Here is a 21143-nt window from a genome sequence, read left to right as displayed (position 1 = left end):
CAATCCCTCCCCTGCGCAGCGGGGGAGGGAGGGACCCACGAAATGGGAGGGTGGGGGCAAGTGCGCCCTACTCCGCCGCGACCGTCTCCGGCTCCACCGCCGGGCTCCACCGCAGCACCGGCTTGCGGGCGGCGGCGGTCTCGTCCAGGCGGCGGCGCGGGGTCAGGCGCGGGGCGCCCTGGAAATAGGCCACGTCGCCGGACTTGGCCCGCTCCGCCAGCGCGCGCAGGGCGGTGACGAACTGGTCCAGGCTGGCCTTCGACTCGGTCTCGGTCGGCTCGATCAGCAGGGCGCCGTGCACGACCAGCGGGAAGTACATGGTCATGGGGTGGAAGCCCTCGTCGATCAGCGCCTTGGCGATGTCGAGCGTGGTCACCCCCGTGCCCTTCAGGAAGCGGTCGTCGAACAGGCATTCGTGCATGCACGGCCCGTCGAAGGAGGGCGTCATCACGTCCTGAAGACGGGCCAGCAGGTAGTTCGCGTTCAGCACCGCGTCGTTCGCCACCTGTCGCAGACCGTCGGCGCCGTGGCTCATCATGTAGGCGAGCGCGCGGACGAACATGCCCATCTGGCCGTGGAACGCCTTCATCCGCCCGAAGGCCGGACCGTCGCCGGCCTGCTCAACCAGACGGAAGGCACCGTCCTTGTCCTGCACCACGTAGGGCACCGGGACGAAGGGGGCCAGCGACTCCGCGAAGACCACCGGGCCGGAACCCGGACCGCCGCCGCCGTGCGGCGTGGAGAAGGTCTTGTGCAGGTTGATGTGCATCACGTCGATGCCGAGGTCCGCCGGGCGCACCCGCCCGACGATGGCGTTGAAGTTGGCGCCGTCGCAGTAGAAATAGGCGCCCGCCGCGTGGACCGCTTCGGCGATGGTGATGATGTCGCGCTCGAACAGCCCGCAGGTGTTCGGGTTGGTCAGCATCAGGCCGGCCACGTCGGGGCCGAGCTTGGCCTTCAGCGCCTCCAGATCGACGCGCCCGTCCTCGGTCGCCGGGATCGCCTCGACCGTGTAGCCGCAGGCGGCGGCGGTCGCCGGGTTGGTGCCGTGGGCGCTTTCCGGGACGAGGATCCTGGTGCGGCCCTTATCGCCCTTGGCGTCATGGGCGGAGCGGATCGCCATGATGCCGCACATCTCGCCGTGCGCGCCAGCGGCCGGGGCCAGCGTCACCGCCGCCATTCCGGTCAGCGTGGCGAGCCAGCGGCCCAGCTCCGCCATCAGCTCCAGCGCCCCCTGCACCGTGCTTTCGGGCTGGAGCGGGTGCACGTCGGCGAAGCCCGGCAGCCGAGCCATCTTCTCGTTGAGGCGCGGGTTGTGCTTCATCGTGCAGGAGCCCAGCGGGTACAGGCCGCTGTCGATGGCGTAGTTCTTCTGCGACAGGCGGGTGTAGTGGCGGACCACCTGCGGCTCGGCGAGGCCCGGCAGGCCGATCCGGCCGCGCGGCTTGACGGCACCCAGACGCGAGCCCACCGCCGGGACCTCCGGCAGGTCGACGCCGCAACGCCCGGCGCTGTCCTGTTCGAAGATCAACGGCTCTTCGATCTGGAGACCGCGGTTGCCGGTGACGGTCTGCGGAACGGCGCTGTCCGAATTCTGGATGCCCCCGGAGATATGAGTCGGGCGACCCTGGTTGTTCATGCTCATCACAGAACCTCGGCGAGGGCGGTGGCGAAGGCGTCCATGTCGGACTCGGTGTTGGTCTCGGTGGCGGCCACGATCAGCAGGTCGTCGAGCCCGCCGCCAAACAGGCGGGAGGCCGGAACGCCGCCCAGGATGCCGCGCCGCGCCAGAGCCTCCACAACCTCCGCCGCGGGCTTCGGCAGCTTCACGGTGAATTCGTTGAAGAAGCTGCCGTTGACGATTTCAACGCCCGTCACCGCGGCCAGCTTGTCGGCCAGTTGGACGGCCTTGGCGTGGTTGATCTCGGCGAGCCGGGTGAAGCCTTCCTCCCCCAGCAGGCTGAGGTGGATGGAGAAGGCCAGCGCGCACAGGCCGGAGTTTGTGCAGATGTTCGAGGTCGCCTTCTCACGGCGGATGTGCTGCTCGCGGGTGGAGAGCGTCAGCACGAAGCCGCGCCGCCCGTCGGCGTCCACCGTCTGGCCGCAGAGGCGGCCTGGCATCTGGCGGACCAGCTTCTCCTTCACCGCGAACAGACCGACATAGGGGCCGCCGAAGTTCAGTGCGTTGCCCAGAGACTGGCCTTCGGCCGCCACGATGTCGGCGCCCATCTCACCCGGCGGGGTCAGCAGGCCGAGCGACACGGCCTCCGTCACCACGACGATCAGCAGGGCGCCCTTGGCCTGGCAGGCCTTGCCCAGTTCCGTGTAATCGCGAACATGGCCGAAGACATCGGGGTTCTGCACGACGACGCAGGAGGTGTCGCCGTCGACCTCGGCCAGGAGATCCTCACCGCCGGCCGGGGCCGGCGGCATGACGACCGTCTCGAAGCCGATGAAGCGCGCGTCGGTCGTCGTGGTGTCGCGGTAATGCGGGTGCAGGCCGCCAGACAGCACGGCCTTCTTCCGCCGGGTGACGCGGTTGGCCATCATCACAGCTTCCGCGCAGGCGGTGGCGCCGTCGTACATGGATGCGTTGGCGACGTCCATGCCGGTCAGCAGAGAGACCTGGGTCTGGAACTCGAACAGGACCTGCAGCGTGCCCTGGCTCACCTCCGGCTGGTAAGGGGTGTAGGCGGTCAGGAACTCGCCGCGCTGCACCAGATGGTCCACCGTCGCCGGGATATGGTGGCGGTAGGCGCCGGCGCCGAGGAAGCTCGGCACGCTGCCGGCGGGCAGGTTCTTGCCCGCCATCGCCGACAGGGCGCGATCGACCTCAAGCTCGCCCATATGGTTGGACAGCCCCTTGATCGGGCCGGAGAGGCGGGCCGCCTCGGGCACGTCGCGGAACAGCTCGTCCACCGACGGCACGTCGATGGCCTCCAGCATGGAGCGCCGGTCGGCCTCGGTCAGGGGCAGGTAACGCATCTCAGGCTTGCCCTTCCACGAAGGCCTTGTAGGAGGCTTCGTCCATCAGCCCGTCCAGCTCCGACGGGTTGCTGAGGCGCAGCTTGAAGAACCAGCCGGTGGTCTCGGCCCCGGCGTTGACCAGCGACGGGTCGTTCTCCAGATCGGCGTTGGCTTCGATCACCTCGCCGGAGACCGGGGCGAACACGTCGCTGGCGGCCTTCACCGACTCCACGACGGCGGCTTCCTTGCCCTGGGTGAGCTGGCGGCCGACGTCCGGCAGCTCGACGAACACGACGTCGCCGAGCTGGTGCTGGGCGTGGTCGCTGACGCCGACGGTGCCGACGTCGCCCTCGACGCGGACCCACTCATGGTCCTTGGTGTACTTGATGGTCATGGTTGTCCCCTGTTCGCTCGGTGTTTGTTTGGTCAGCCGCGGTAGTAGCGCTGCGGCACGAAGGGCATGGCAGCGACCTTGGCGGCCAGCGGCTTGCCGCGGACCATGAGCTGGACCGGCGTGCCCACGGCGGCGTGCGCGCAGTCCACATAGCCCATGGCGACCGGGGCGGAGGCGGTGGGGCCGAAGCCGCCGCTGGTCACCTCGCCGATCTTGTGTCCGTCCGCGTCGCAGACGTCGGTGTGCTCGCGGGCCGGCTGGCGGCCTTCCGGCTGGAGGCCGACGCGGCGGCGCGGGGCGCCGTTGGCGAGCTGGTCCTTAATGATGGCGTAGCCGGGGAAGCCGCCCTCCTCCCGGCGGCGCTTGGACAGCGCCCATTCCAGGCCGGCTTCGACCGGAGTCGTCGTCTCGTCGATGTCGTGGCCGTAGAGGCAGAGCCCGGCCTCCAGGCGCAGCGAATCGCGGGCCCCCAGCCCGATGGCCTCGACCTCGTCCTCGGCCAGCAGGGCGCGGGCGATGGTCTCGGCGTCGGACTTGTCGCAGGAGATTTCGTAGCCGTCCTCGCCCGTGTAGCCGGAGCGGGTGATGATCACCGGGATGCCGTTGAAGGTGGCCGGCAGGTAGCTCATGAATTTCATGGTGGCCGCTTCGGGGATGAAGCGCCCGAGCACCGCCGCGGCCTCCGGCCCCTGCAGGGCCATCAAGGCGAGGTCGTCCAGCAGCTCCACCTCGGCCTTGCCCTTCAGACGCTCGCGCATGTGGGCGACGTCGTGGTCCTTGCGGGCGGCGTTGACGACCAGGAACAGGTGGTCGCCGGCGTTGGTGACCATCAGGTCGTCGAGGATGCCGCCCTGCTCGTTCAGGAACAGCGTGTAGCGCATGCGCCCGCGGGCCAGCCCCTTGATGTCGCCGGGAACCAGCGACTCCAGCGCGGCGGCCGGGTCCTCGCCGGTCAGGCGCACCTGCCCCATGTGCGACACGTCGAACAGCCCGGCCTTGGCGCGGGTGTGCTGGTGCTCCTTGAGGATGCCGAGCGGGTACTGCACCGGCATGTCGTAGCCGGCGAAGGGCACCATCTTGCCCTTCAGCTCCAGATGGAGGCTGTGCAGCGGCGTTTTCTTGGGGGACTCAGAAGCCTCGGTCACGCGGGTCCTCCGACATAGGGTCGCACAACCCGCGCCGGGATTGGCGCGAGTCCTGCCCCCTCTGTCCTGGACCTGAGAGATTCACCGGCGGGGTCCAACCCCCAACGACCGGTTTACTCCTTCGGTGAGCCGTCGCCCGCTGTGCGCGGACGGAGCTGCTTTCCAGAGTTGCCTTATCCCCCTTGCGGTCCTTTTGCCTGAGAGTTTCCGGGGCGGTTGCTCCTTCGGCGCCGCAGACCGGCATCCAGTGTCCTGGCCCCCGGCCCGCGATCTCTCCCGCGAGGGATCGTCGGCTTGTGCGATCTAACCTACCGAGACCTTTGGGAATGTCAATCAGCGCATGGATAAGCTTGGCCTCCGGCCTCAGGCTGACGACGGTGAGATGACCCCCATTTTCCGACCCCCCCCATATAGCGGGGATTAGGCGGTAAGGAGGACGCGGCGACGCAGTTTGAGCGTCCATACTGGCGCTTGATGAACTCCAGCTTGTTGATCGGATCTTCCGCCTGCCCACTGCTCCAGGCCATGGTAAGCGGCGTTTTGACTGGCGCGAGTCCTGCCCCACTCCGGTGGCGAAGGCCTTGACAGTTGGGAAGCCGCATCACTGCCCATCGCCGCGCGAAATGGGAGAACCGGGACTGGTCCGAGGCTGGCTTGTGGCGCCAAAGAAACCGGAGTTGCAAGGCCTGCGCGATTCTCGCTTGCGACTGCGGCCTCGCTTGGCTAACAAGCTCGCAATCTGCTATTCAATGGAGACAGTTCTTGGGAGACAGTTCTTGCATTTTTTATGAAAATGGCAGCGTAAACCGGTGCGAATAGCACCATGCAGTCAGTGGAGGATGCAAAGCATGATTCGAAAAATCAAAACAACAGTTAGACTCATTAGAAACTTGCAAAGACTCCCTGATATAGAGAACGATATTCAGAAGCTCAATACTGCCAATGGAGAAATAATAAATATTAATAATACATTATCAGAAAAATTGAGTATTTTAGACAATTCACTGGATCACAGGTTCAGAAAAGAAATTCTTAATGCCATTTCATCAAGACTCGATATAATTGAAAACCTTCAGCTTTCTCTCGCTAGAGATCTGCACGAATATACTCGCCCCTCAAGCATGCACAGAGAGAATATCAGAGCAGACTGGGAGGAATCTCCATACTACGATGATTGGGACAACGAGAAAGGCCTTACAGGATTCTGGGGGGAGGCCACCCCGTTTTTCCGACTATTTTCTGAGCTTGACTGCGACGTGGTCATGGACTTGGCGTGTGGACGCGGTCGTCATTCAGCTCAGATACTCCAATTGAGGTCGCCAACAGCGCTGTACTTAGTGGACATTAACAAAAGCAATATAGCCCATTGCCGCAAGCGCTTTGCTGGCGATGCAAGGGTTCATTGCTTCGTGAACGACGGGTGCAAGCTATCGCACATTGCCGACAATAGCCTGACAGCAATTATTTCGTACGACGCGATGGTCCACTTCGAATACGACGACGTCATTTCCTATATAAAGGAGTTCTCGCGCGTACTTTCCCCAGGAGGAAAAGCCCTCATCCACCACTCCAACAATGACAGGCAGCCTGGCAACACCTACCAAGAGAACCCTCACTGGCGCAACTTCATGTCCGCCCCACTTTTCAAACACGCGGCTATTCGCTCCGGTCTCAATGTAGTGGAGCAGGTTCTAATGGATTGGGGAGACTCTCCGATGGATAAGGATCTGGACTGCTTGTCACTCCTTGAAAAGCCGGCAGCATAACACGCTCTTAAAGTTCCCGGAAACGGCATACCAGCCGCTTCCGGGAATGATGCTTCCATCGACCTTTCTGGCCAGACGGCAGTGGTCCGAGTCGGTATGCCGCGACCGGTTGGGTGGGAACCAGCCCCCCAAGGGCGCCGTGGTCATCGTATCGTCCACCGCCAGCCAACTTCAGTCGATGCCGACCACAGCATCGATACCCCGGCATCAATTCACTCGCGAATACAGCGGAAGGCGAAGGCCTGCCACCGTTTGCCGGCCCGCAGGACTAAGCCCATGGCATCCATGGCCGCCCGTTCGGGAACTCGTGGATTGTGAAAGCCAAACAGGTGCGATGGGCACTTCGGCAGCAATGGCGTCATACGCTCCCAAATTTCGCCCGGCAACCGTCAGCCGCCGTCTGAAACCAATCTGCACATGAGAGCTTCCATACCGCAATGTGCAGAAAATCCAACAGCGCAGATCCAGAACGCTCCCACTGGAACAGGTCCTTTCCATCCACTTACTGCTTCATCTGCGCCCGGTTGAAAGCCAGCTGCTCCGGCGTCAGCTGAAAACCAAGGAAGATCTTCCAATCCTTGCCATTGGCATCCTTGGGGAGCGGAATCTTCGGCGCCAGTTCCTCGCGGCTGCCGGAGCGGAGCTTGCCGGACTCGAAGGTCACTGAGGTGTCAAATTCCGATTTGGTCGTCGGCGTCTCCTCGCCCGGCTTGGCGACGGCGACGAAATAGCGGTAATTCGCCGTGTTGTCCTGCATGGCCGGCCCGCGCTCCGCGATCAGGAAGACGTTCACGTTCACCGTGACGCCGTCGCTGGTGTAATCGCAGTTGCCGGAATAATCGGCCAGCGCTGCGCGGGAGGTCACGTCCGTCAGGTCGCGCCCGCCGCCGTTGCGGAACTGGGTGACCTCCGCCAGATCGCGAACGATGGACACCTTCGGACAGGCCAGGGCCGCGTCCGCCGCCGTGTTCGATCCGCCCCCGAGTCCGGAGCAGCCGGTGAGCGCCAGAAAACCCAGACTCGCGAATGCAAGCGCCCGCGGGCTTTTCCGGGCGGGGGTTCCTATATTACGGTCGCGGCGGCGGTCCATCGGTCTGACCTAACGGTTGGAAGGGTGTGTTCTGCCACGACTTTAGAGAAGCGGTGGGGCCGGCACAAGGCCACGCCGCCGCTGCGACGAACGAACCCTTACACCCCCTTTTTCGAGACACCGGAACGACGCGCATGACCCAGACGCCCCTGACCATCCTGCTCGCGGCCCCCCGTGGCTTCTGCGCCGGCGTGGACCGCGCGATCCAGATCGTGGAGGTGGCGCTGGAGCGGTTCGGCGCCCCCGTTTATGTCCGGCACGAGATCGTCCACAACCGATTCGTGGTGCAGAGCCTGGAGGCCAAGGGCGCCATCTTCGTGGACGAGCTGGATCAGGTGCCCGACGGCGTGCCCGTGGTCTTCTCAGCCCACGGCGTGCCGAAGTCGGTCCCGGCGGCGGCGGAGCAGCGCGGCCTGTTCTACCTCGACGCCACCTGCCCGCTGGTCAGCAAGGTGCACCGCGAGGCCGAGCGCCACTTCAACGAGGGGCGCCAGATCGTGCTGATCGGCCACGCCGGCCATCCGGAGGTGATCGGCACCATGGGCCAGCTGCCCGAAGGCGCCGTGGTGCTGGTGGAGACGGTGGAAGACGTGGCAACGGTCCAGGTGGACGATCCAGAGAACCTCGCCTACGCCACCCAGACCACCCTGTCGGTGGACGAGACGGCGAGCATCGTCGCCGCCCTCCAGGCCCGCTTCCCGTCGATCGGCGGGCCGAAGAAGGAGGACATCTGCTACGCCACCACCAACCGCCAGCAGGCGGTGAAGGCCATCGCGCCGAAGGTGGACGCCCTGCTGGTGCTGGGCGCGCCGAACTCCTCCAACTCCAAGCGGCTGGTCGAGGTGGCGAAGATCCACGGCTGCCAGCGCGCCCAACTCGTCCAACGCGCGGCGGACATCGACTGGTCGGCGCTGGACGGAGTCGCCACGCTGGGCATCACCGCCGGAGCGTCGGCCCCCGAAGTGCTGGTGGAGGAAGTCATGGAGGCCGCCCGCGCCCGCTACGCCGTGACCGTGGAGGAGTTGCGCACCGCCTTCGAGGACATCACCTTTAAGCTGCCGAAGCAGCTGCTGGACGGTGGCGCCCCTTCCCGTCCGGTCCCGGCGGACGCATAATCCGGGGACCGGCCTTCGCGAAGGAGACGTTCATGGGCGCCCCGGCCATCCAGAAGATGGACATCGACGAGTTCCTCGCCTGGGCCGACCGGCAGGAGCCGGACACGCGCTACGAGTTGGTCGGCGGGCAGCCGCGGGCGATGAACGCGTGCTCCCAGGCACACAGCCAGATCGCCGCGAACGTCGTTTACGAGGTTCGGCGGCGGTTGCGCCCGCCCTGCCGCGTTCTGTCGGAAGCCGCCATCGAACGCGAAGACTGCACCGACCGCTTCTATGAGGCCGATGTCGCCGTCACTTGCTCGCCCCACCAGCCCGGCCAGCGTTCGACCCCGAATCCGGTGCTGGTGGTCGAGATCCTGTCGGACAGCACGGCCAGCCACGACCGCGGCACCGAAGTGCCCGACTATATGCAGATCCCCTCGGTGCAGGAGGTGCTTCTGGTGGATAGCCGCGCCGTCCGGGCGCAGCTCTGGCGCCGCGACGGGCGGCGCTGGATCGTCGAGGATTTCACCGACGACGCCACGCTGCCGCTGGCCTCCATCGGGGCGGAGCTTCCGCTGGCGGCGCTTTACGACGGCATCGCCCTGTGAGCGGCCCAGGGGTGAGCGACCGCGGCAGCATTGACCGGCGCCCCGAATCCCGGTAAGGCGCTGGCATGGCCGTATACACCGAAGTCACCGACGACGAGCTCAACGCTTTCATCGCCCAGTACGATCTGGGCGCCGTTCTGTCCTGCAAGGGCATCGCGGAGGGGGTGGAGAATTCCAACTTCCTCCTGGTGACGGAGCGCGGCCCCTACATCCTGACGCTCTACGAGAAGCGCACCCGGCGGGAGGATCTGCCCTTCTTCCTGGGGCTGATGGAGCATCTCGCCGACAAGGGCATCGCCTGCCCGCTGCCGGTCCAGGGGACGGACGGGCAGGCCCTGCGCGAGCTTTCCGGGCGTCCGGCGGTGATCGTCACCTTCCTGGCCGGCATGTGGCCGCGCCGCATCACGCCGCACCACTGCGCGGAGCTGGGGACGGCGCTGGCCCGCCTGCATCTGGCCGTGGCCGACTTCCGGATGGAGCGCCCCAACGCCCTGTCGCTGGACGGCTGGAAGGATCTCGCTGGAAAATGCGCGCCGCGCGCCGACGAGGTGGCCCGCGACCTGCGCACGACGCTGGAGGCGGAGCTTGCGGCGCTGGAGGCCAACTGGCCCGTCGGCCTGCCGTCCGGGGTCATCCACGCCGACCTGTTCCCCGACAACGTGTTCTTCCGCGGCGATGGGCTGTCCGGCCTGATCGACTTCTACTTCGCCTGCAACGACTTCCTGGCCTACGACATCGCGATCTGCATGAACGCCTGGTGCTTCGAGGTTGACGGGTCGTTCAACGCCACCAAGGCGCGGATGCTGCTGACCAGCTATCAGAAGGTCCGCCCTCTGTCGCCGGCGGAGTTGGCCGCCCTGCCCTGGCTGTGCCGCGGCAGCGCCCTGCGCTTCCTGCTGACGCGCCTCTACGACTGGCTGAACCATCCGCCGGGGGCCTTCGTGCGCCCGAAGGACCCGCTGGAATATCTGCGCAAGCTGCGCTTCCACCAGACCGTCCGCGGGCTCGGCGACTACGCGCTCGACGACGGCGGCAGCTATCAGGTCTGATGACATGACGGACGCAGCGAACAACGGCGACGGCGCCCCGAAGATCGTCGACATCTTCACCGACGGTGCGTGCAGCGGCAACCCCGGCCCCGGCGGCTGGGGCGCCATCCTGCGCTACAACGGGGTGGAGAAGGAGCTGTACGGCGGCGAGGCGGCCACCACCAACAACCGCATGGAGCTGATGGCCGCCATCCAGGCGCTGGAAGCCCTGAAGCGGCCCATGGAGGTGCGGCTCTACACCGACAGCGAGTATGTGAAGAACGGCATCACCCAGTGGATTCACGGCTGGAAGGCCCGTGGCTGGAAGACCGCCGACAAGAAGCCGGTGAAGAACGAGGATCTGTGGCGGCGCCTCGACGAGGCGAAGCGGCAGCACCGGATCGAGTTCCACTGGGTCCGCGGCCACGCCGGCCATCCGGAGAACGAGCGGGCCGACGCGTTGGCCCGCCAGGGCGTCGCCGACGTCCGGCAGGCCGCGCGGGGCTGATCCCGCCCGGCGAACGGCGACCATCCTCAAGGGTTTGTGGACGGCGGACCCGCCGTCCCGCTAGGCTCCCTCCGATAACGAACGACAAAAGATCGTTGGGAGGAGACCGAGATGTATCCGCATTTGCGGAACGAAGCCCGCTGGGTGCTGCCCGAGGTGCTGGCCCATCAGGCCGCCGAACGCGGCGGCAAGACCTTCGTCACGATGATCGCCGGCAAAGAGAACAACGGAGACTCCATCACCTACGCCGAGGCGCAGGAGCAAGCGGGCCGTGTGGCCGGCTTCTTCGCCGGGCTCGGCGTGACGCCGGGCGACAAGGTGGCAGTGATGCTGCCGAACGGGCTGGACTTCGTGCGCGTGTGGCTGGGGCTGGGGCGGCTGGGCGCCGTCATGGTCGCGCTGAACACCGAGCTGAAGGGCGGCTTCCTGGAGCACCAGCTTGAGAACGCCGGGGCCGCCCTGGCGGTGGTCGACGCCGCTCTGGCGGACCGCATCACCGACATCGCACCCCGCCTGACCGCCCTGCGCGGGCTCGTGGTGCCCGGCGCCGCCCAAGGATCGCCGCACACCGCGCTGGAGGCCTGGCACGACGCCGCCCCCTACGACGGCCCCCTGCCCCGCGCCGGCGACGACGCCTGCATCATGTACACCTCGGGCACCACCGGCCTGTCGAAGGGCGTGCTGATGCCGCACGGCCATGGCTTCCTGTTCGGACTGGGCTCCATCGACAATTTCGCGCTGACCGACGAGGACTGTTTCTACATCTGCCTGCCGCTGTTCCACGCCAACGGCCTCTACATGCAGCTCTACGCCGCGATGATCTCCGGCGGGTCGGCGGTGCTGCGCGAGCGGTTCAGCGCCTCCTCCTGGCTGGACGACATCCGGCGCCACGGCTGCACGGTGACCAACTCGCTGGGCGCCGTCACCGCCTTCGTGGTGGCCCAGCCGCCGCGCCCCGACGACCGGAACCATCCCCTGCGCCTCGTGGGCGCCGCTCCCAACCCGGCGGACACCGAGCGGGTGCTGCGCGAGCGCTTCGGCGTCCGCGACGTCATCAGCCTCTACGGCATGACCGAGGTGAACATCCCGCTCTACGCCGAGATGGGAAAGCCGCGCCCTGGCACCTGCGGCAAGGTCTACGACCGCTATTTCGAGGTGGAGATCCGCGACCCGCAGACTGACATCCCGGTGCCGCGCGGTCAGGTCGGCGAGGTCATGGTGCGCCCGAAGGCCGCCTTCGGCTTCCTGTCCGGCTACCACCGGATGCCCGACAAGACGGTGGAGGCGTGGCGGAACCTGTGGTTCCACACCGGCGACGCCGCGGTGATGGACGCGGAGGGCTACGTCACCTTCGTGGACCGCATCAAGGACTGCATCCGCCGCCGCGGCGAGAACGTCTCGTCCTACGAGGTGGAGACGGTGCTGTCGCGGCTGGAGGGGGTGGCGGAGGTCGCCGCCTACGCCGTGCCGGCGGGCATTCCGGGGGCGGAGGACGAGATCATGGTCGCCCTGGTCGCCGCACCGGGCGCCGCCCTGACGCCGGAGGCCGTGGCTGCCTTCGCCGAGCGCGAACTGCCACGCTACGCCCAGCCCCGCTACATCGACATCGTGGACGCCTTCCCCAAGACGCCGACCGCCAAGGTGCAGAAGGCCAAGCTGCGCGAGCGCGGCGTGGCCGACACCACCTGGGACCGCACGAAGATGACTTGAACGACACCCTATGCACAATTCCCTCTCCCCTCTGGGGAGAGGGTCAGGGTGAGGGGGTTGCGCATTTGCCGGACGCACCGACACGCACATCCCCCTCACCGGCCCTGCGGGCCACCCTCTCCCCGCTTTCGGCGGACCGAAGGTCCGCCTGTCGCGTCAGCACAAACTTCGTTTGCGCGTGAGCGGAGGGGAGAGGGCTAAACCGCTCTACCTTACAGGGCGCCCAGCACCGCTTCGGCCGAGGACACCTCGAACTGGCCCGGCTTCTCCACGGCAAGGTGGGTGACCTTGCCGTCCTTGGCGACCAGGGCGAAGCGCTGGCCGCGCAGGCCGAGGCCGTAGCCCGTGCCGTCCATCGTCAGACCCAGCGCCTGGGTCAGAGCGGCGTTGCCGTCCGGCAGCATGGTGACCTTACCGCCGACTCCGTTCTTCTCACCCCAGGCGCGCATCACGAAGGGGTCGTTGACGGCCAAGCAGACGATGTCGTCCACGCCCTTGGCCTTCAGGTCATCGGCCTTCTGGACGAAGCCCGGCAGATGCTTGGCGGAGCAGGTCGGGGTGAAGGCGCCCGGCACGGAGAACAGCACCACCGTCTTGCCGTTGAACAGCGCGTCGGTGGTGATGTCCTGCATCCCGTTGTCGGTCAGATGCTTCAGCGTGACGGACGGGATGGCGTCGCCCACTTGAATGGTCATGTCTCCTGAACTCCCAATTTTTTGTGTTTCAGCTTTTGATCTTGCCGGACGCCCGGTCGAGCGCCTCCAGAACGGCGCCCTCGGTCAGCAGTTCCGGGAGCGCGATGCCCTCCGGAGCCCCCGGACCATAGACGATGTTGAAGGGAATACCATAGCGGCCGTGTCGGGCAAGGTAGCGGGCGATGGCCTCGTCCGGCCGGGTCCAGTCGGCGCGCATGGCGGTCAACGCCCCGTCATCCTCCAGCCGCTGCGCGACGGTGCCGCGGTTCAGCACCAGCTTCTTGTTCGCCTGGCAGGTGATGCACCAGTCGGCGGTGACGTCCACGAAGACGGTGCGCCCGGCGGCCACCTGCTCGCGGATCGCCGCCTCGTCGAAGACGGTCCAGCGCGCCGCCGTGCTTTCGGCCACCGGGGCCGCCCCGGCGGAGGGGCCGAAAACGGCGGGAACGGCGAAGGCCACCAAGGCCAGCAGCCCGGCCAGCGCCGCCCCGGCCCAGCGCGCCGTCTCCGCCAGCCGGCGGCCCAGCCACAGCGCGGCGACCAGCCCGCCCATCAGCACGGCGACGGCCAGCGCCGGCACCTCGCCCACCTGGACGACCAGCACCGACAGCAACCACAACGCGGTCAGGGCCAGCGCCCCGCCCAGCACCCGGCGCAGCGCCACCATCCAACGCCCCGGTCGCGGCAGCAGGCGCGCGGCGCGCGGAAAGGCGGCGATCAGCAGATAGGGCAGCGCCAGCCCAACGCCGAGAGCGGCGAAGATGGCGAACACCTCCAGCGCCCCTCGGGCCAGCGCGAAGCCCACCGCCGTCCCCAGGAAGGGCGCGGAGCAGGGCGTGGCGAGCAGCGTGGCGAAGGCGCCCGTGGCGAACTGTCCGCCCAGCCCCTGTCCTTCCGGCCCGCCCAGCCGGTCGGCGACGGCGCGCGGCAGCGGAAGCTCGAACAGGCCCCACAGGTTGGCGGCGAACAGCGTCACCAAAACGACCATGAAGACGAGGAACAGCGGCTGCTGGAACTGGATGCCCCAGCCCACAGCACCGCCCGCCGCCTTCACCGCGACCAGCGCCCCGGCGAGGATCAGGAAGGAGGTCAGGATGCCCGCCGCAGAGGCCAGGAAGCCGGCGCGCACCGCCGCGGGCGCCCGCCCGCCATGTTGGACGATGGACAGCAGTTTCAGCGACAGCACCGGCAGCACGCAGGGCATCAGGTTCAGGATCAACCCGCCCAGCAGGGCGACGCCCAGCATGGCCAGCAGCCCCGCCGGAGCCGCCCCGGCCGCGCCGCCGAGGCCGGAAACGGCGGTCGCCGGAGCCTCCACGGACCGGTTGCCGTCGACCACGGTCAGCGTCATCGCCCGTCCGGCGAGATTCAGGCCGGGCGTCGGGTCGGTCGCGTCCATCCGCAGGATCGCGCGCCGGTCGCCGTCGAGGAATTGGCTCTTGGGGGCGGCGAAGGTCACCGGCGGGTCGGTTTCCACGAACACGTCGGGGGCGACCATCGGCTCGCGGGCGGTGACCTCCACCTCCAGCACGGCGCCCTGGCCGCGCACCGCCGTGACGGTCAGGCCGGACGCCCGCCCGTCGCCGGGCACCAGGGACTGGGCGCGGGCGATGTCGTTGGCCGACGGCCCCGGCGTCGCCGGTCCCTCGGGGATGGATAGGGACAGCGCCACCATCTCCGGCACGCAGATGGTCGAGCAAACCAGCAGCTCCGCCTTCAGCACGAGGTCGAGCGGCTTGCCCGGCTCCGCCGGGGTGGCGGCGATGGGGAACAGCACCTCCGCGTCGTAGCCCGCCGTCTCGAAGCCCAGAACGGTGAAGCGGTGCGGCGCCGGGTAGATCAGCTCCGTCGCCGTAAGGTTCCGCGACTCTGACCAGTCCAGCCGCGGCGCGAAACCGGCGTCGCCGGGGGTGCGCCAATAGGTCTTCCAGCCGGGCTCCAGCCGGACTTCCAGCCCCAAAGGGATTTTGGCGAGGTCGCCCGCCCCCTGAACCGACGCGACGAGCCGGGCCTCCACCGGGCCGGACTTGACCCAGGAGCCGGTCTCCGCCCTCCCCATTCCGGGTGCGGCCAAGGCCAGGACGGCGAGCAGGAACGGAACAAACCTTTTCATCGCACCGACTGTTCTCATATCAAGACGCAGCGGGCCGCCCATCGGCCGCGGCTGTATATGGATGACAAAGCTTGGCCCGTGCTGTCACACTCGGGCGAAGACGGCTTCGGGTGGCCGCCCAGCGGTCCGCCCGTCCCCCGACACAAGGATAGCGCCCATGCCGCACCTGACCAAGTCCTCGGACTATCTGACCGGCCAGTTGCTGATCGCCATGCCGGGCATGACGGACCCGCGTTTTCAGCGGACCGTCATCTACATGTGCGCCCATAACGACGACGGCGCCATGGGCCTCGTCGTCAATCGCCTGTTCGGATCGGTCACCTTCGAGGATTTGCTGGAACAGCTCGAGATCGAAATCCAGGAGCCGATCGCCAACATGCCCGTCCATTATGGCGGCCCTGTGGAATCCGGGCGCGGGTTCGTCCTGCATTCGACCGACTATGTACGGGACGGCACGCTGGTGGTGGACGACGAGGTGGCGCTGACCGCGACCATCGACATCCTGCGTGCGATTTCCGAAGACCGCGGACCGCGCCGCAACCTCCTGCTCCTCGGCTACGCCGGCTGGGGGCCGGGGCAATTGGACGCGGAGATCCAGGCGAACGGCTGGCTGAACGTGCCCTGCGACGAGTCGCTCCTGTTCGATCCCGAACTGGACACCAAGTGGGAACGTTCCATCGCCAAGCTCGGCGTCAGCCTGTCCATGCTGTCGGCGGAGGCCGGGCACGCCTGACGGCGTCCGCTCCCGGTCACGCGCACCACCCGCCGCACCGCAAGCGGCGGGATCTCATGTCAGAACTTGTGATTCACGCACCCTTGCTGGCAATCGCCAGGGCGAGGCCGCGGGCCTGCATCAGCTCGCTGCACCGTTCGACCAGCTCGTCACCGGCGTAGACCGCCCAGCCGCTCTGGAAACCCGACGCCTCATAGCGCAGATCGACGCGGCGTCCGTCCAGTTCGACGGCGTAGGTCAGGGAATCTTCTTTCGTCCAAATGGCGTTCGGATAGGTTGGGTTCGACGACATATCCGCCTCATGCGATGCGAAGGACATGCCGTCAGCCTGCGCCCGCTCCCTTAACCGCGGGTTAAGCCGACCGGGACAAAGCCTTGGGAATTGGGGATGGAGCACCCCAACCGGACGGGCTAGCCCCGCCACTCCTCGCGCAGGATGGCGTAGAGGACATGGTCCCGCCACACCCCGTCGATGCGCAGGTAACCGCGCGCATAGCCTTCGTGGGTGAAGCCGACCTTTTCCAACAGGCCGCGGCTGGGCGCGTTGGTCGGCAGGCAGGCCGCTTCGACCCGGTGCAGCCCCAATTGCCCGAAGGCGAAATCCAGAACCAACCGGGTGGCACCGGACATGTAGCCGTTGCGCGCGTAGGGTTGCCCGACCCAGTAGCCGAGCGTCGCCATCTGGGCCACGCCGCGCCGCAGGTTGGTCAGCCCCAGCCCGCCGACCAGCCGGTCGGTCGCCCGGTCGTAGACGAGGAAGCTGTAGCCCTGGTCGTCGCGCCACTCCTGCGCCTGCCGCCGCAGCCGACGCCCGAAGGCGGCACGGGTCAGGGCGTCCGCCGGCCAGGTCGGCTCCCAGGGGGTCAGGAAGGCGCGGGAGTCCGCCCGCAGGTCGGCCCATTCCCGCCAATCCCGCGGCAGCGGCGGGCGAATGTAGCAGATCGGCCCGTCGAGGCGGACCGCCGGCGGGCTGATGAGTCCACTGCCGAGCAGGCGGATCATGCTGCCCCTCCCACCCTGGCGCGTCCCTTACCGGAACCGCGCGGCGATGCGGTCATACTCCTCCAGCCGTCCGATCGGGCCGAGCGCGGCGACGGTGGGGCGGCTCTCGCGCAGGCGCCGGGCGACGCGGACGATGGACTCGCGGTCGACCGCTCCGATCTTCTCGACGATCTCCTCCACCGGCACCGGACGCCCGTAGACCAGAAGCTGCTGGCCGAGCTGCTCGCAGCGCGACATGGAGCTTTCCAGCGCCATCAGCGTCCCGGCGCGGAGCTGGGCGGCGGCGCGGGCCACCTCCTCCTCGGTCACGTCCTCGGTCACCCGCATCAGCTCGTCGCAGACGACGGGCACCAGCTCCGCCACCTCGTCCTCGCCGGTGCCGGCGTAGACGCCGAACAGCCCGCCGTCGCGGTAGGCGCCGGAGAAGGTGTAGATGGAATAGACCAGCCCGCGCTTCTCCCGCACCTCCTGGAAGAGGCGGGAAGACATGCCGCCACCGAGCAGCGTGGACATCACCGAATGGGCATAATAGTCCGGGTCGTGCACCCCCACCCCGTCGAAGCCGAGGACGAGGTGCATCTGCTCCAGGTCCCGCGCCTCGCGGAAGTCGCCCCCGGCGTAGCGCGCGTCCTCGGACTCCGGCGCCGGGCGGGAGGACAGCCCGTCGAAGGCCGACAGGGCCATGTCGACGAGCCGGTCGTGCTCCAGCCGCCCGGCGGCGGCCAGGACGATGCCCGGCGCGCCGTAATGGCCGTCGATGTAGTCGACCAGCGCCGGCCGCGACAGGGCGCCGACGATCTCGGCCGACCCCAGCACCGGCCGGCCCAGCGCCTGCCCCGGATAGGCGGTGGACTGGAAATGGTCGAAGATGATGTCGTCGGGGGTGTCGACGGACTGGCCGATCTCCTGAAGCACCACCGTGCGCTCCCGCACCAGTTCCTCGCTGTCGAGAACGGAGTTCTGGAGCATGTCGGCGATGAGGTCGAGCGCCAGCGCCGTGTCCTCGTGCAGGACCTTGGCGTAATAGGCCGTCTGCTCGCGCGTCGTGTAGGCGTTGAGCTGGCCGCCGACATTCTCGATCTCCTCGGAGATGCGGAAGGCGGAGCGCCGCGCGGTGCCCTTGAACAGCATGTGCTCGACGAGATGCGCCACGCCGTTGACACCCGCGGACTCGTTGCGCGTGCCGACCCCGACCCAGCAGCCGAGCGAGACCGACTGCACGCCGGGCATCGTGTCGGTGGCGACGCGCAGCCCGTTCGGCAGCGTGGTCACGCGGATGCTCATGCGGCCTCCTTGGCGGCGCGGGCGCGGGCGACGACGAACTCCTGGACCGCCGCCACGTCGTTGGGCAGCTCGGACAGCCGCTCCTCCCGCTCGTAGAGGTCAGCGAGGCGCGGCGGCAGGACCGGGCGCCGGCCCGTCGCCGTCTCCACCGCGTCGGGAAACTTGGCGGGGTGGGCGGTTGCCATCACGACCACCGGCACCGACGGATCGACCGGGGCGGTCGCCGCGGAATGGATGCCGACGGCGGTGTGCGGATCGACCTGATAGCCGCCGGTCTTCTCCCAGACATCCTTGATGACGTCCATGGTCCGGGCATCGTCGGCGCGGCCAGCGGCGAAGATCGCGTGGGCCTCGGCCAACTGCGCGTCGGTGACGGCGAATTTGCCCTCCGCTCGGAAGCCGTCCATGGCGGCCTGCACGGCAGCGCCGTCGCGGCCCAGCAGGTCGAACAGCAGCCGCTCGAAGTTGGAGGAGATCTGGATGTCCATGCTGGGACTCAATGTGGGCACGACCGGAGCCGCCGACATGGTGCCGCTGGCAAAAAAGCGGGCCAGGATGTCGTTGGCGTTGGAACCCACGACCAGCCGCTCCACCGGCAGGCCCATCGCCCGCGCGCCGTAGGCGGCGTAGACGTTGCCGAAATTGCCGGTGGGAACGGTGAAGGCCACTTTGCGGTCAGGCGCGCCCAGCGCCACCGCGGCGGCGAAGTAATAGACGATCTGGGCCATGATGCGCGCCCAGTTGATCGAGTTCACCGCCGACAGGCCCATCTTGTCGCGGAAGGCCATGTCGTTGAACAGCGCCTTCACCAGATCCTGGCAGTCGTCGAAGGTGCCGTGCAGCGCGATGTTGTGCACGTTGTCCGACAGGACGCTGGTCATCTGGCGGCGCTGCACCTCGGACGTGCGGCCCTTCGGGTGCAGGATGAAGATGTCCACGTTCTGGCGGTCGCGGCAGGCCTCGATGGCGGCGGAACCGGTGTCGCCCGAGGTGGCGCCGACGATGGTCACCCGCTCGCCGCGCTTGGCCAGCACATGGTCGAACAGGCGGCCGAGCAGTTGCAGCGCCACGTCCTTGAAGGCCAGCGTCGGGCCGTGGAACAGCTCCATCACCCAGGTGCGCTGGTCGAGCTGCACCAGCGGCACAACCGCGGCGTGATCGAAGCTGGCGTAGGCGTCCTTCACGATGGCGCGGAAGTCGTCCTCGGCGATGGCGCCGCCCAGGAAGGGCAGCATGACGCGCACGGCGATCTCGCTGTAGGGAAGGCCGCGCATCGCGCGGATCTCGTCGGCCGAGAACTGCGGCCAGCTTTCCGGGACATAGAGGCCGCCGTCACGCGCGAGACCGGCCAGAAGGACTTCCTCGAAACCCAGGACTGGGGCCTGGCCCCGCGTGCTGACGTACTTCAACGCACACTCTCCGACGCCTGAAGGTGGCCGACGCTGTGGCGGGCCGGCGACTCTTGTGGAACGGGCATAGTTAGCGCCCTACCACACGCCGTGCAAGCGGCGGGTTCCGGATGCGTTGCAAACAAAACCCCTCTCCCGCGGTGGGAGAGGGGATTGTCAGGCTCCCGATCAGGCGCCGGTGTGGACGTCCAGCGGGTCGTGGTGCAGCGCCGAGGCATCGTGCGCGGCATCGACCGGCGGAAGCTCCACCGTCTGGGCGGCGAGCGCGGCGTCCACCGACGCGGCGGCGCTGTGGTCCGCCACCTGCGGCTGGGTCACCGTGTGGGACAGGACGTTGATGTCGCCCTCACCAAGCGCCTGCGCCTTCGCCGGTGCCCAGGCGGCCTTGGCCGGGCTGCCGCCGCCGTCGAACAGGCCTTCCTTGATGGCGTTGTACTTGGTCTGGTCGACCGTCTGCCAATCGTCCTTCAGGATGCCGCCGGTGTCGCCCGAGTTCGGGTTCCACGACCAGTAGGTCCAGCTCGCCCCTTCCTTGCCGGCGCCCAGGTCGTTGGTGCCGTTGCCGTCCAGGTCGCCGTTCATGTAGTCGATCAGCTTGGCCATGTAGGCCTTGTCCTGGTCGGTCTCCAGCTTGCCGCCGAACTCGCCGACCAGCACGGGCGCCTTGTCCTCCTTCAGCAGCCAGCCCCAGTTGTCGGTGTACTGGCCCGGCAGGTTGTTCGGGTAGTCGCTGGCCTTGAACCACTCCATCTCGTGGATGGAGGGGCCGTAGGAGTGGACCGAGTAGACCAGCTTGCCCGGATTGTCGAATTCGATCGGGCGGTCCTTGGCGCCGCGCAGGTTGCCGCCCCACCACTCCCACTGGTTCTCGTGGATCTCGACGCCCTCGACCAGAAGCAGCCAATCCTTGTTGACAGACTGGATCTCGTTGCCGATGCGCTCCGCGGCCCAGGCCCAGTCGGTGGCCTTGTCGCCGCCACCCCAGGTCGCCTGCCCGTGCGGCTCGTTGTGCAGGTCGGCACCGACCACCGTGTCGTTGCCCTTGTAGCGCTCGGCCAGCATCTTCCAGTTTTCGATCATCTTCGACTCCGGGTACTTGTCGTCGTACCACAGGCCGTTCTCGTTCGCCGACGCACCGTCGCTGGAGCGGTGGTGGTCCAGGATGACCTTCATGCCGATGCGCCCGGCGTAGTCGATCACCTTGTCCATGACCTCGAGCGGAGACTTGTTCGCGAGGTCGGGATTCTTGGAGGTGTCGATGCCCGTCGCCCGGTCGGCGTCCAGAGCCGCGTCGCTCCACGGCAGACGGATGGTGTTGAAGCCCATCTCCTTCATCTGCTCCATCATCCCCCAGTACCCGCGCATGTCCATGCCGTTGGGGTTGAAGACGAAGCCCTCGCCGCCGAACCAGTTAACGCCCGTCAGCTTGACGTTCTGACCCGACGAATCGACGATCTGGTTGCCGTCCGTGTGCAGGAAGCCCTTGGCGATGCCCATTGTTCTCAGCTCTCGTTGCCATTCGCGTTGGGCCGGAGGCTGGCGGTTTATGGTTAACGAAATATTGCCAGGAATGTCGCTTAATTCCGGCAATCCA

The 21143-nt window shown here is 67.4% G+C and carries 19 protein-coding genes and 1 riboswitch; of the genes, 7 read left to right on the top strand and 12 right to left on the bottom strand.

The genetic code is table 11. The features are described 5' to 3' along the window. Positions 1–67 precede the first annotated feature (67 nt). From gcvPB to gcvT, 4 genes are read right to left on the bottom strand one after another with little or no spacing between them, the layout of a single operon-like run. Positions 68–1645, bottom strand: coding sequence for an aminomethyl-transferring glycine dehydrogenase subunit GcvPB (gene gcvPB / locus H1Q64_RS09565; RefSeq protein WP_237903304.1), 1578 nt, complete (start codon positions 1643–1645; stop codon positions 68–70). Beyond that, the gene (gcvPA, locus tag H1Q64_RS09560) at positions 1645–2985 is read right to left on the bottom strand and encodes an aminomethyl-transferring glycine dehydrogenase subunit GcvPA (protein WP_237903303.1); all 1341 of its coding nucleotides are present in this window, start codon (positions 2983–2985) and stop codon (positions 1645–1647) included. Before gcvPA ends, gcvPB begins: the two co-directional genes overlap by 1 nt. Position 2986: 1 nt before the next feature. After that, positions 2987–3361, bottom strand: a complete 375-nt coding sequence (gene gcvH, locus H1Q64_RS09555; protein WP_237903302.1) for a glycine cleavage system protein GcvH — start codon at positions 3359–3361, stop codon at positions 2987–2989. 32 nt (positions 3362–3393) lie between these two features. Then, positions 3394–4506: a glycine cleavage system aminomethyltransferase GcvT gene (gcvT, locus tag H1Q64_RS09550; protein WP_237903301.1), complete on the bottom strand. Its 1113-nt coding sequence runs from the start codon at positions 4504–4506 to the stop codon at positions 3394–3396. Between the two features lie 175 nt (positions 4507–4681). After that, a riboswitch (glycine riboswitch) is annotated at positions 4682–4795 on the bottom strand. A 559-nt stretch (positions 4796–5354) separates the two neighbouring features. Here gcvT and H1Q64_RS09545 point away from each other — a divergent pair. After that, positions 5355–6272, top strand: coding sequence for a class I SAM-dependent methyltransferase (locus tag H1Q64_RS09545; protein WP_237903300.1), 918 nt, complete (start codon positions 5355–5357; stop codon positions 6270–6272). 502 nt (positions 6273–6774) lie between these two features. Here H1Q64_RS09545 and H1Q64_RS09540 read toward each other — a convergent pair. Beyond that, a complete protein-coding gene (locus H1Q64_RS09540) occupies positions 6775–7362 on the bottom strand; it encodes a hypothetical protein (protein ID WP_237903299.1) in 588 nt (195 codons plus the stop codon). Between the two features lie 134 nt (positions 7363–7496). On the opposite strand from H1Q64_RS09540, the gene ispH reads away from it, so the two are divergent. The 5 genes from ispH to H1Q64_RS09515 all read left to right on the top strand — a co-directional run bounded on the left by ispH (position 7497) and on the right by H1Q64_RS09515 (position 12313). Next, a complete protein-coding gene (ispH, locus tag H1Q64_RS09535) occupies positions 7497–8477 on the top strand; it encodes a 4-hydroxy-3-methylbut-2-enyl diphosphate reductase (RefSeq protein WP_237903298.1) in 981 nt (326 codons plus the stop codon). Positions 8478–8509: 32 nt separating this feature from the next. After that, positions 8510–9067 carry a Uma2 family endonuclease gene (locus H1Q64_RS09530; RefSeq protein ID WP_237903297.1) on the top strand — a complete coding sequence of 186 codons (558 nt, stop codon included), beginning with the start codon at positions 8510–8512 and terminating at the stop codon, positions 9065–9067. Between the two features lie 65 nt (positions 9068–9132). Next, positions 9133–10116 carry a homoserine kinase gene (locus tag H1Q64_RS09525; protein WP_237903296.1) on the top strand — a complete coding sequence of 328 codons (984 nt, stop codon included), beginning with the start codon at positions 9133–9135 and terminating at the stop codon, positions 10114–10116. A 4-nt stretch (positions 10117–10120) separates the two neighbouring features. Then, entirely contained in the window at positions 10121–10603 is a 483-nt protein-coding gene (rnhA, locus tag H1Q64_RS09520; protein ID WP_237903295.1) for a ribonuclease HI, read from the top strand. A 111-nt stretch (positions 10604–10714) separates the two neighbouring features. Further along, a complete protein-coding gene (locus H1Q64_RS09515) occupies positions 10715–12313 on the top strand; it encodes an AMP-binding protein (RefSeq protein WP_237903294.1) in 1599 nt (532 codons plus the stop codon). A gap of 212 nt (positions 12314–12525) precedes the next feature. On the opposite strand, the gene H1Q64_RS09510 is transcribed toward H1Q64_RS09515, so the two are convergent. After that, entirely contained in the window at positions 12526–13008 is a 483-nt protein-coding gene (locus tag H1Q64_RS09510; RefSeq protein WP_237903293.1) for a peroxiredoxin, read from the bottom strand. A gap of 28 nt (positions 13009–13036) precedes the next feature. Beyond that, on the bottom strand, positions 13037–15121 hold the full coding sequence (locus H1Q64_RS09505; protein WP_237903292.1) for a protein-disulfide reductase DsbD family protein: 2085 nt from the start codon (positions 15119–15121) through the stop codon (positions 13037–13039). A 157-nt stretch (positions 15122–15278) separates the two neighbouring features. Here H1Q64_RS09505 and H1Q64_RS09500 point away from each other — a divergent pair, with 157 nt between their 5' ends. Continuing rightward, complete coding sequence (locus H1Q64_RS09500; RefSeq protein WP_237903291.1) at positions 15279–15854, top strand: YqgE/AlgH family protein; 576 nt, start codon at positions 15279–15281, stop codon at positions 15852–15854. 73 nt (positions 15855–15927) lie between these two features. Here H1Q64_RS09500 and H1Q64_RS09495 read toward each other — a convergent pair whose 3' ends face one another. From H1Q64_RS09495 to H1Q64_RS09475, 5 genes are all read right to left on the bottom strand, one after another. Then, complete coding sequence (locus H1Q64_RS09495) at positions 15928–16146, bottom strand: hypothetical protein (protein WP_237903290.1); 219 nt, start codon at positions 16144–16146, stop codon at positions 15928–15930. Positions 16147–16265: 119 nt separating this feature from the next. Continuing rightward, complete coding sequence (locus H1Q64_RS09490) at positions 16266–16856, bottom strand: GNAT family N-acetyltransferase (RefSeq protein ID WP_014240843.1); 591 nt, start codon at positions 16854–16856, stop codon at positions 16266–16268. A gap of 27 nt (positions 16857–16883) precedes the next feature. Beyond that, positions 16884–18140 (bottom strand): M16 family metallopeptidase, encoded by a 1257-nt coding sequence (locus tag H1Q64_RS09485; protein WP_237903289.1) that lies wholly within the window; start codon positions 18138–18140, stop codon positions 16884–16886. Then, the gene (gene thrC / locus H1Q64_RS09480; RefSeq protein ID WP_237903288.1) at positions 18137–19549 is read right to left on the bottom strand and encodes a threonine synthase; all 1413 of its coding nucleotides are present in this window, start codon (positions 19547–19549) and stop codon (positions 18137–18139) included. Before thrC ends, H1Q64_RS09485 begins: the two co-directional genes overlap by 4 nt. 168 nt (positions 19550–19717) lie before the next feature. After that, entirely contained in the window at positions 19718–21046 is a 1329-nt protein-coding gene (locus H1Q64_RS09475; RefSeq protein ID WP_174438487.1) for a glycoside hydrolase family 5 protein, read from the bottom strand. Positions 21047–21143 lie beyond the last annotated feature (97 nt).

Origin of the sequence: Azospirillum brasilense (assembly GCF_022023855.1) — a bacterium.
In the GTDB taxonomy this organism is placed as follows: Bacteria; Pseudomonadota; Alphaproteobacteria; order Azospirillales; family Azospirillaceae; genus Azospirillum; species Azospirillum brasilense_F.
Note: the sequence above shows the minus strand (reverse complement) of the source record. Positions and strands in the feature narration are given on the sequence as shown.

What these genes read in the sequence shown, in the direction of transcription:
- gcvPB (WP_237903304.1), bottom strand. Translation starts at nt 1,645, where the DNA reads ATGAGCATGAACAACCAGGGTCGCCCGACTCATATCTCCGGGGGCATC.
- gcvPA (WP_237903303.1), bottom strand. Translation starts at nt 2,985, where the DNA reads ATGCGTTACCTGCCCCTGACCGAGGCCGACCGGCGCTCCATGCTGGAG.
- gcvH (WP_237903302.1), bottom strand. Translation starts at nt 3,361, where the DNA reads ATGACCATCAAGTACACCAAGGACCATGAGTGGGTCCGCGTCGAGGGC.
- H1Q64_RS09545 (WP_237903300.1), top strand. Translation starts at nt 5,355, where the DNA reads ATGATTCGAAAAATCAAAACAACAGTTAGACTCATTAGAAACTTGCAA.
- H1Q64_RS09540 (WP_237903299.1), bottom strand. Translation starts at nt 7,362, where the DNA reads ATGGACCGCCGCCGCGACCGTAATATAGGAACCCCCGCCCGGAAAAGC.
- ispH (WP_237903298.1), top strand. Translation starts at nt 7,497, where the DNA reads ATGACCCAGACGCCCCTGACCATCCTGCTCGCGGCCCCCCGTGGCTTC.
- H1Q64_RS09530 (WP_237903297.1), top strand. Translation starts at nt 8,510, where the DNA reads ATGGGCGCCCCGGCCATCCAGAAGATGGACATCGACGAGTTCCTCGCC.
- H1Q64_RS09525 (WP_237903296.1), top strand. Translation starts at nt 9,133, where the DNA reads ATGGCCGTATACACCGAAGTCACCGACGACGAGCTCAACGCTTTCATC.
- rnhA (WP_237903295.1), top strand. Translation starts at nt 10,121, where the DNA reads ATGACGGACGCAGCGAACAACGGCGACGGCGCCCCGAAGATCGTCGAC.
- H1Q64_RS09515 (WP_237903294.1), top strand. Translation starts at nt 10,715, where the DNA reads ATGTATCCGCATTTGCGGAACGAAGCCCGCTGGGTGCTGCCCGAGGTG.
- H1Q64_RS09510 (WP_237903293.1), bottom strand. Translation starts at nt 13,008, where the DNA reads ATGACCATTCAAGTGGGCGACGCCATCCCGTCCGTCACGCTGAAGCAT.
- H1Q64_RS09505 (WP_237903292.1), bottom strand. Translation starts at nt 15,121, where the DNA reads ATGAAAAGGTTTGTTCCGTTCCTGCTCGCCGTCCTGGCCTTGGCCGCA.
- H1Q64_RS09500 (WP_237903291.1), top strand. Translation starts at nt 15,279, where the DNA reads ATGCCGCACCTGACCAAGTCCTCGGACTATCTGACCGGCCAGTTGCTG.
- H1Q64_RS09495 (WP_237903290.1), bottom strand. Translation starts at nt 16,146, where the DNA reads ATGTCGTCGAACCCAACCTATCCGAACGCCATTTGGACGAAAGAAGAT.
- H1Q64_RS09490 (WP_014240843.1), bottom strand. Translation starts at nt 16,856, where the DNA reads ATGATCCGCCTGCTCGGCAGTGGACTCATCAGCCCGCCGGCGGTCCGC.
- H1Q64_RS09485 (WP_237903289.1), bottom strand. Translation starts at nt 18,140, where the DNA reads ATGAGCATCCGCGTGACCACGCTGCCGAACGGGCTGCGCGTCGCCACC.
- H1Q64_RS09475 (WP_174438487.1), bottom strand. Translation starts at nt 21,046, where the DNA reads ATGGGCATCGCCAAGGGCTTCCTGCACACGGACGGCAACCAGATCGTC.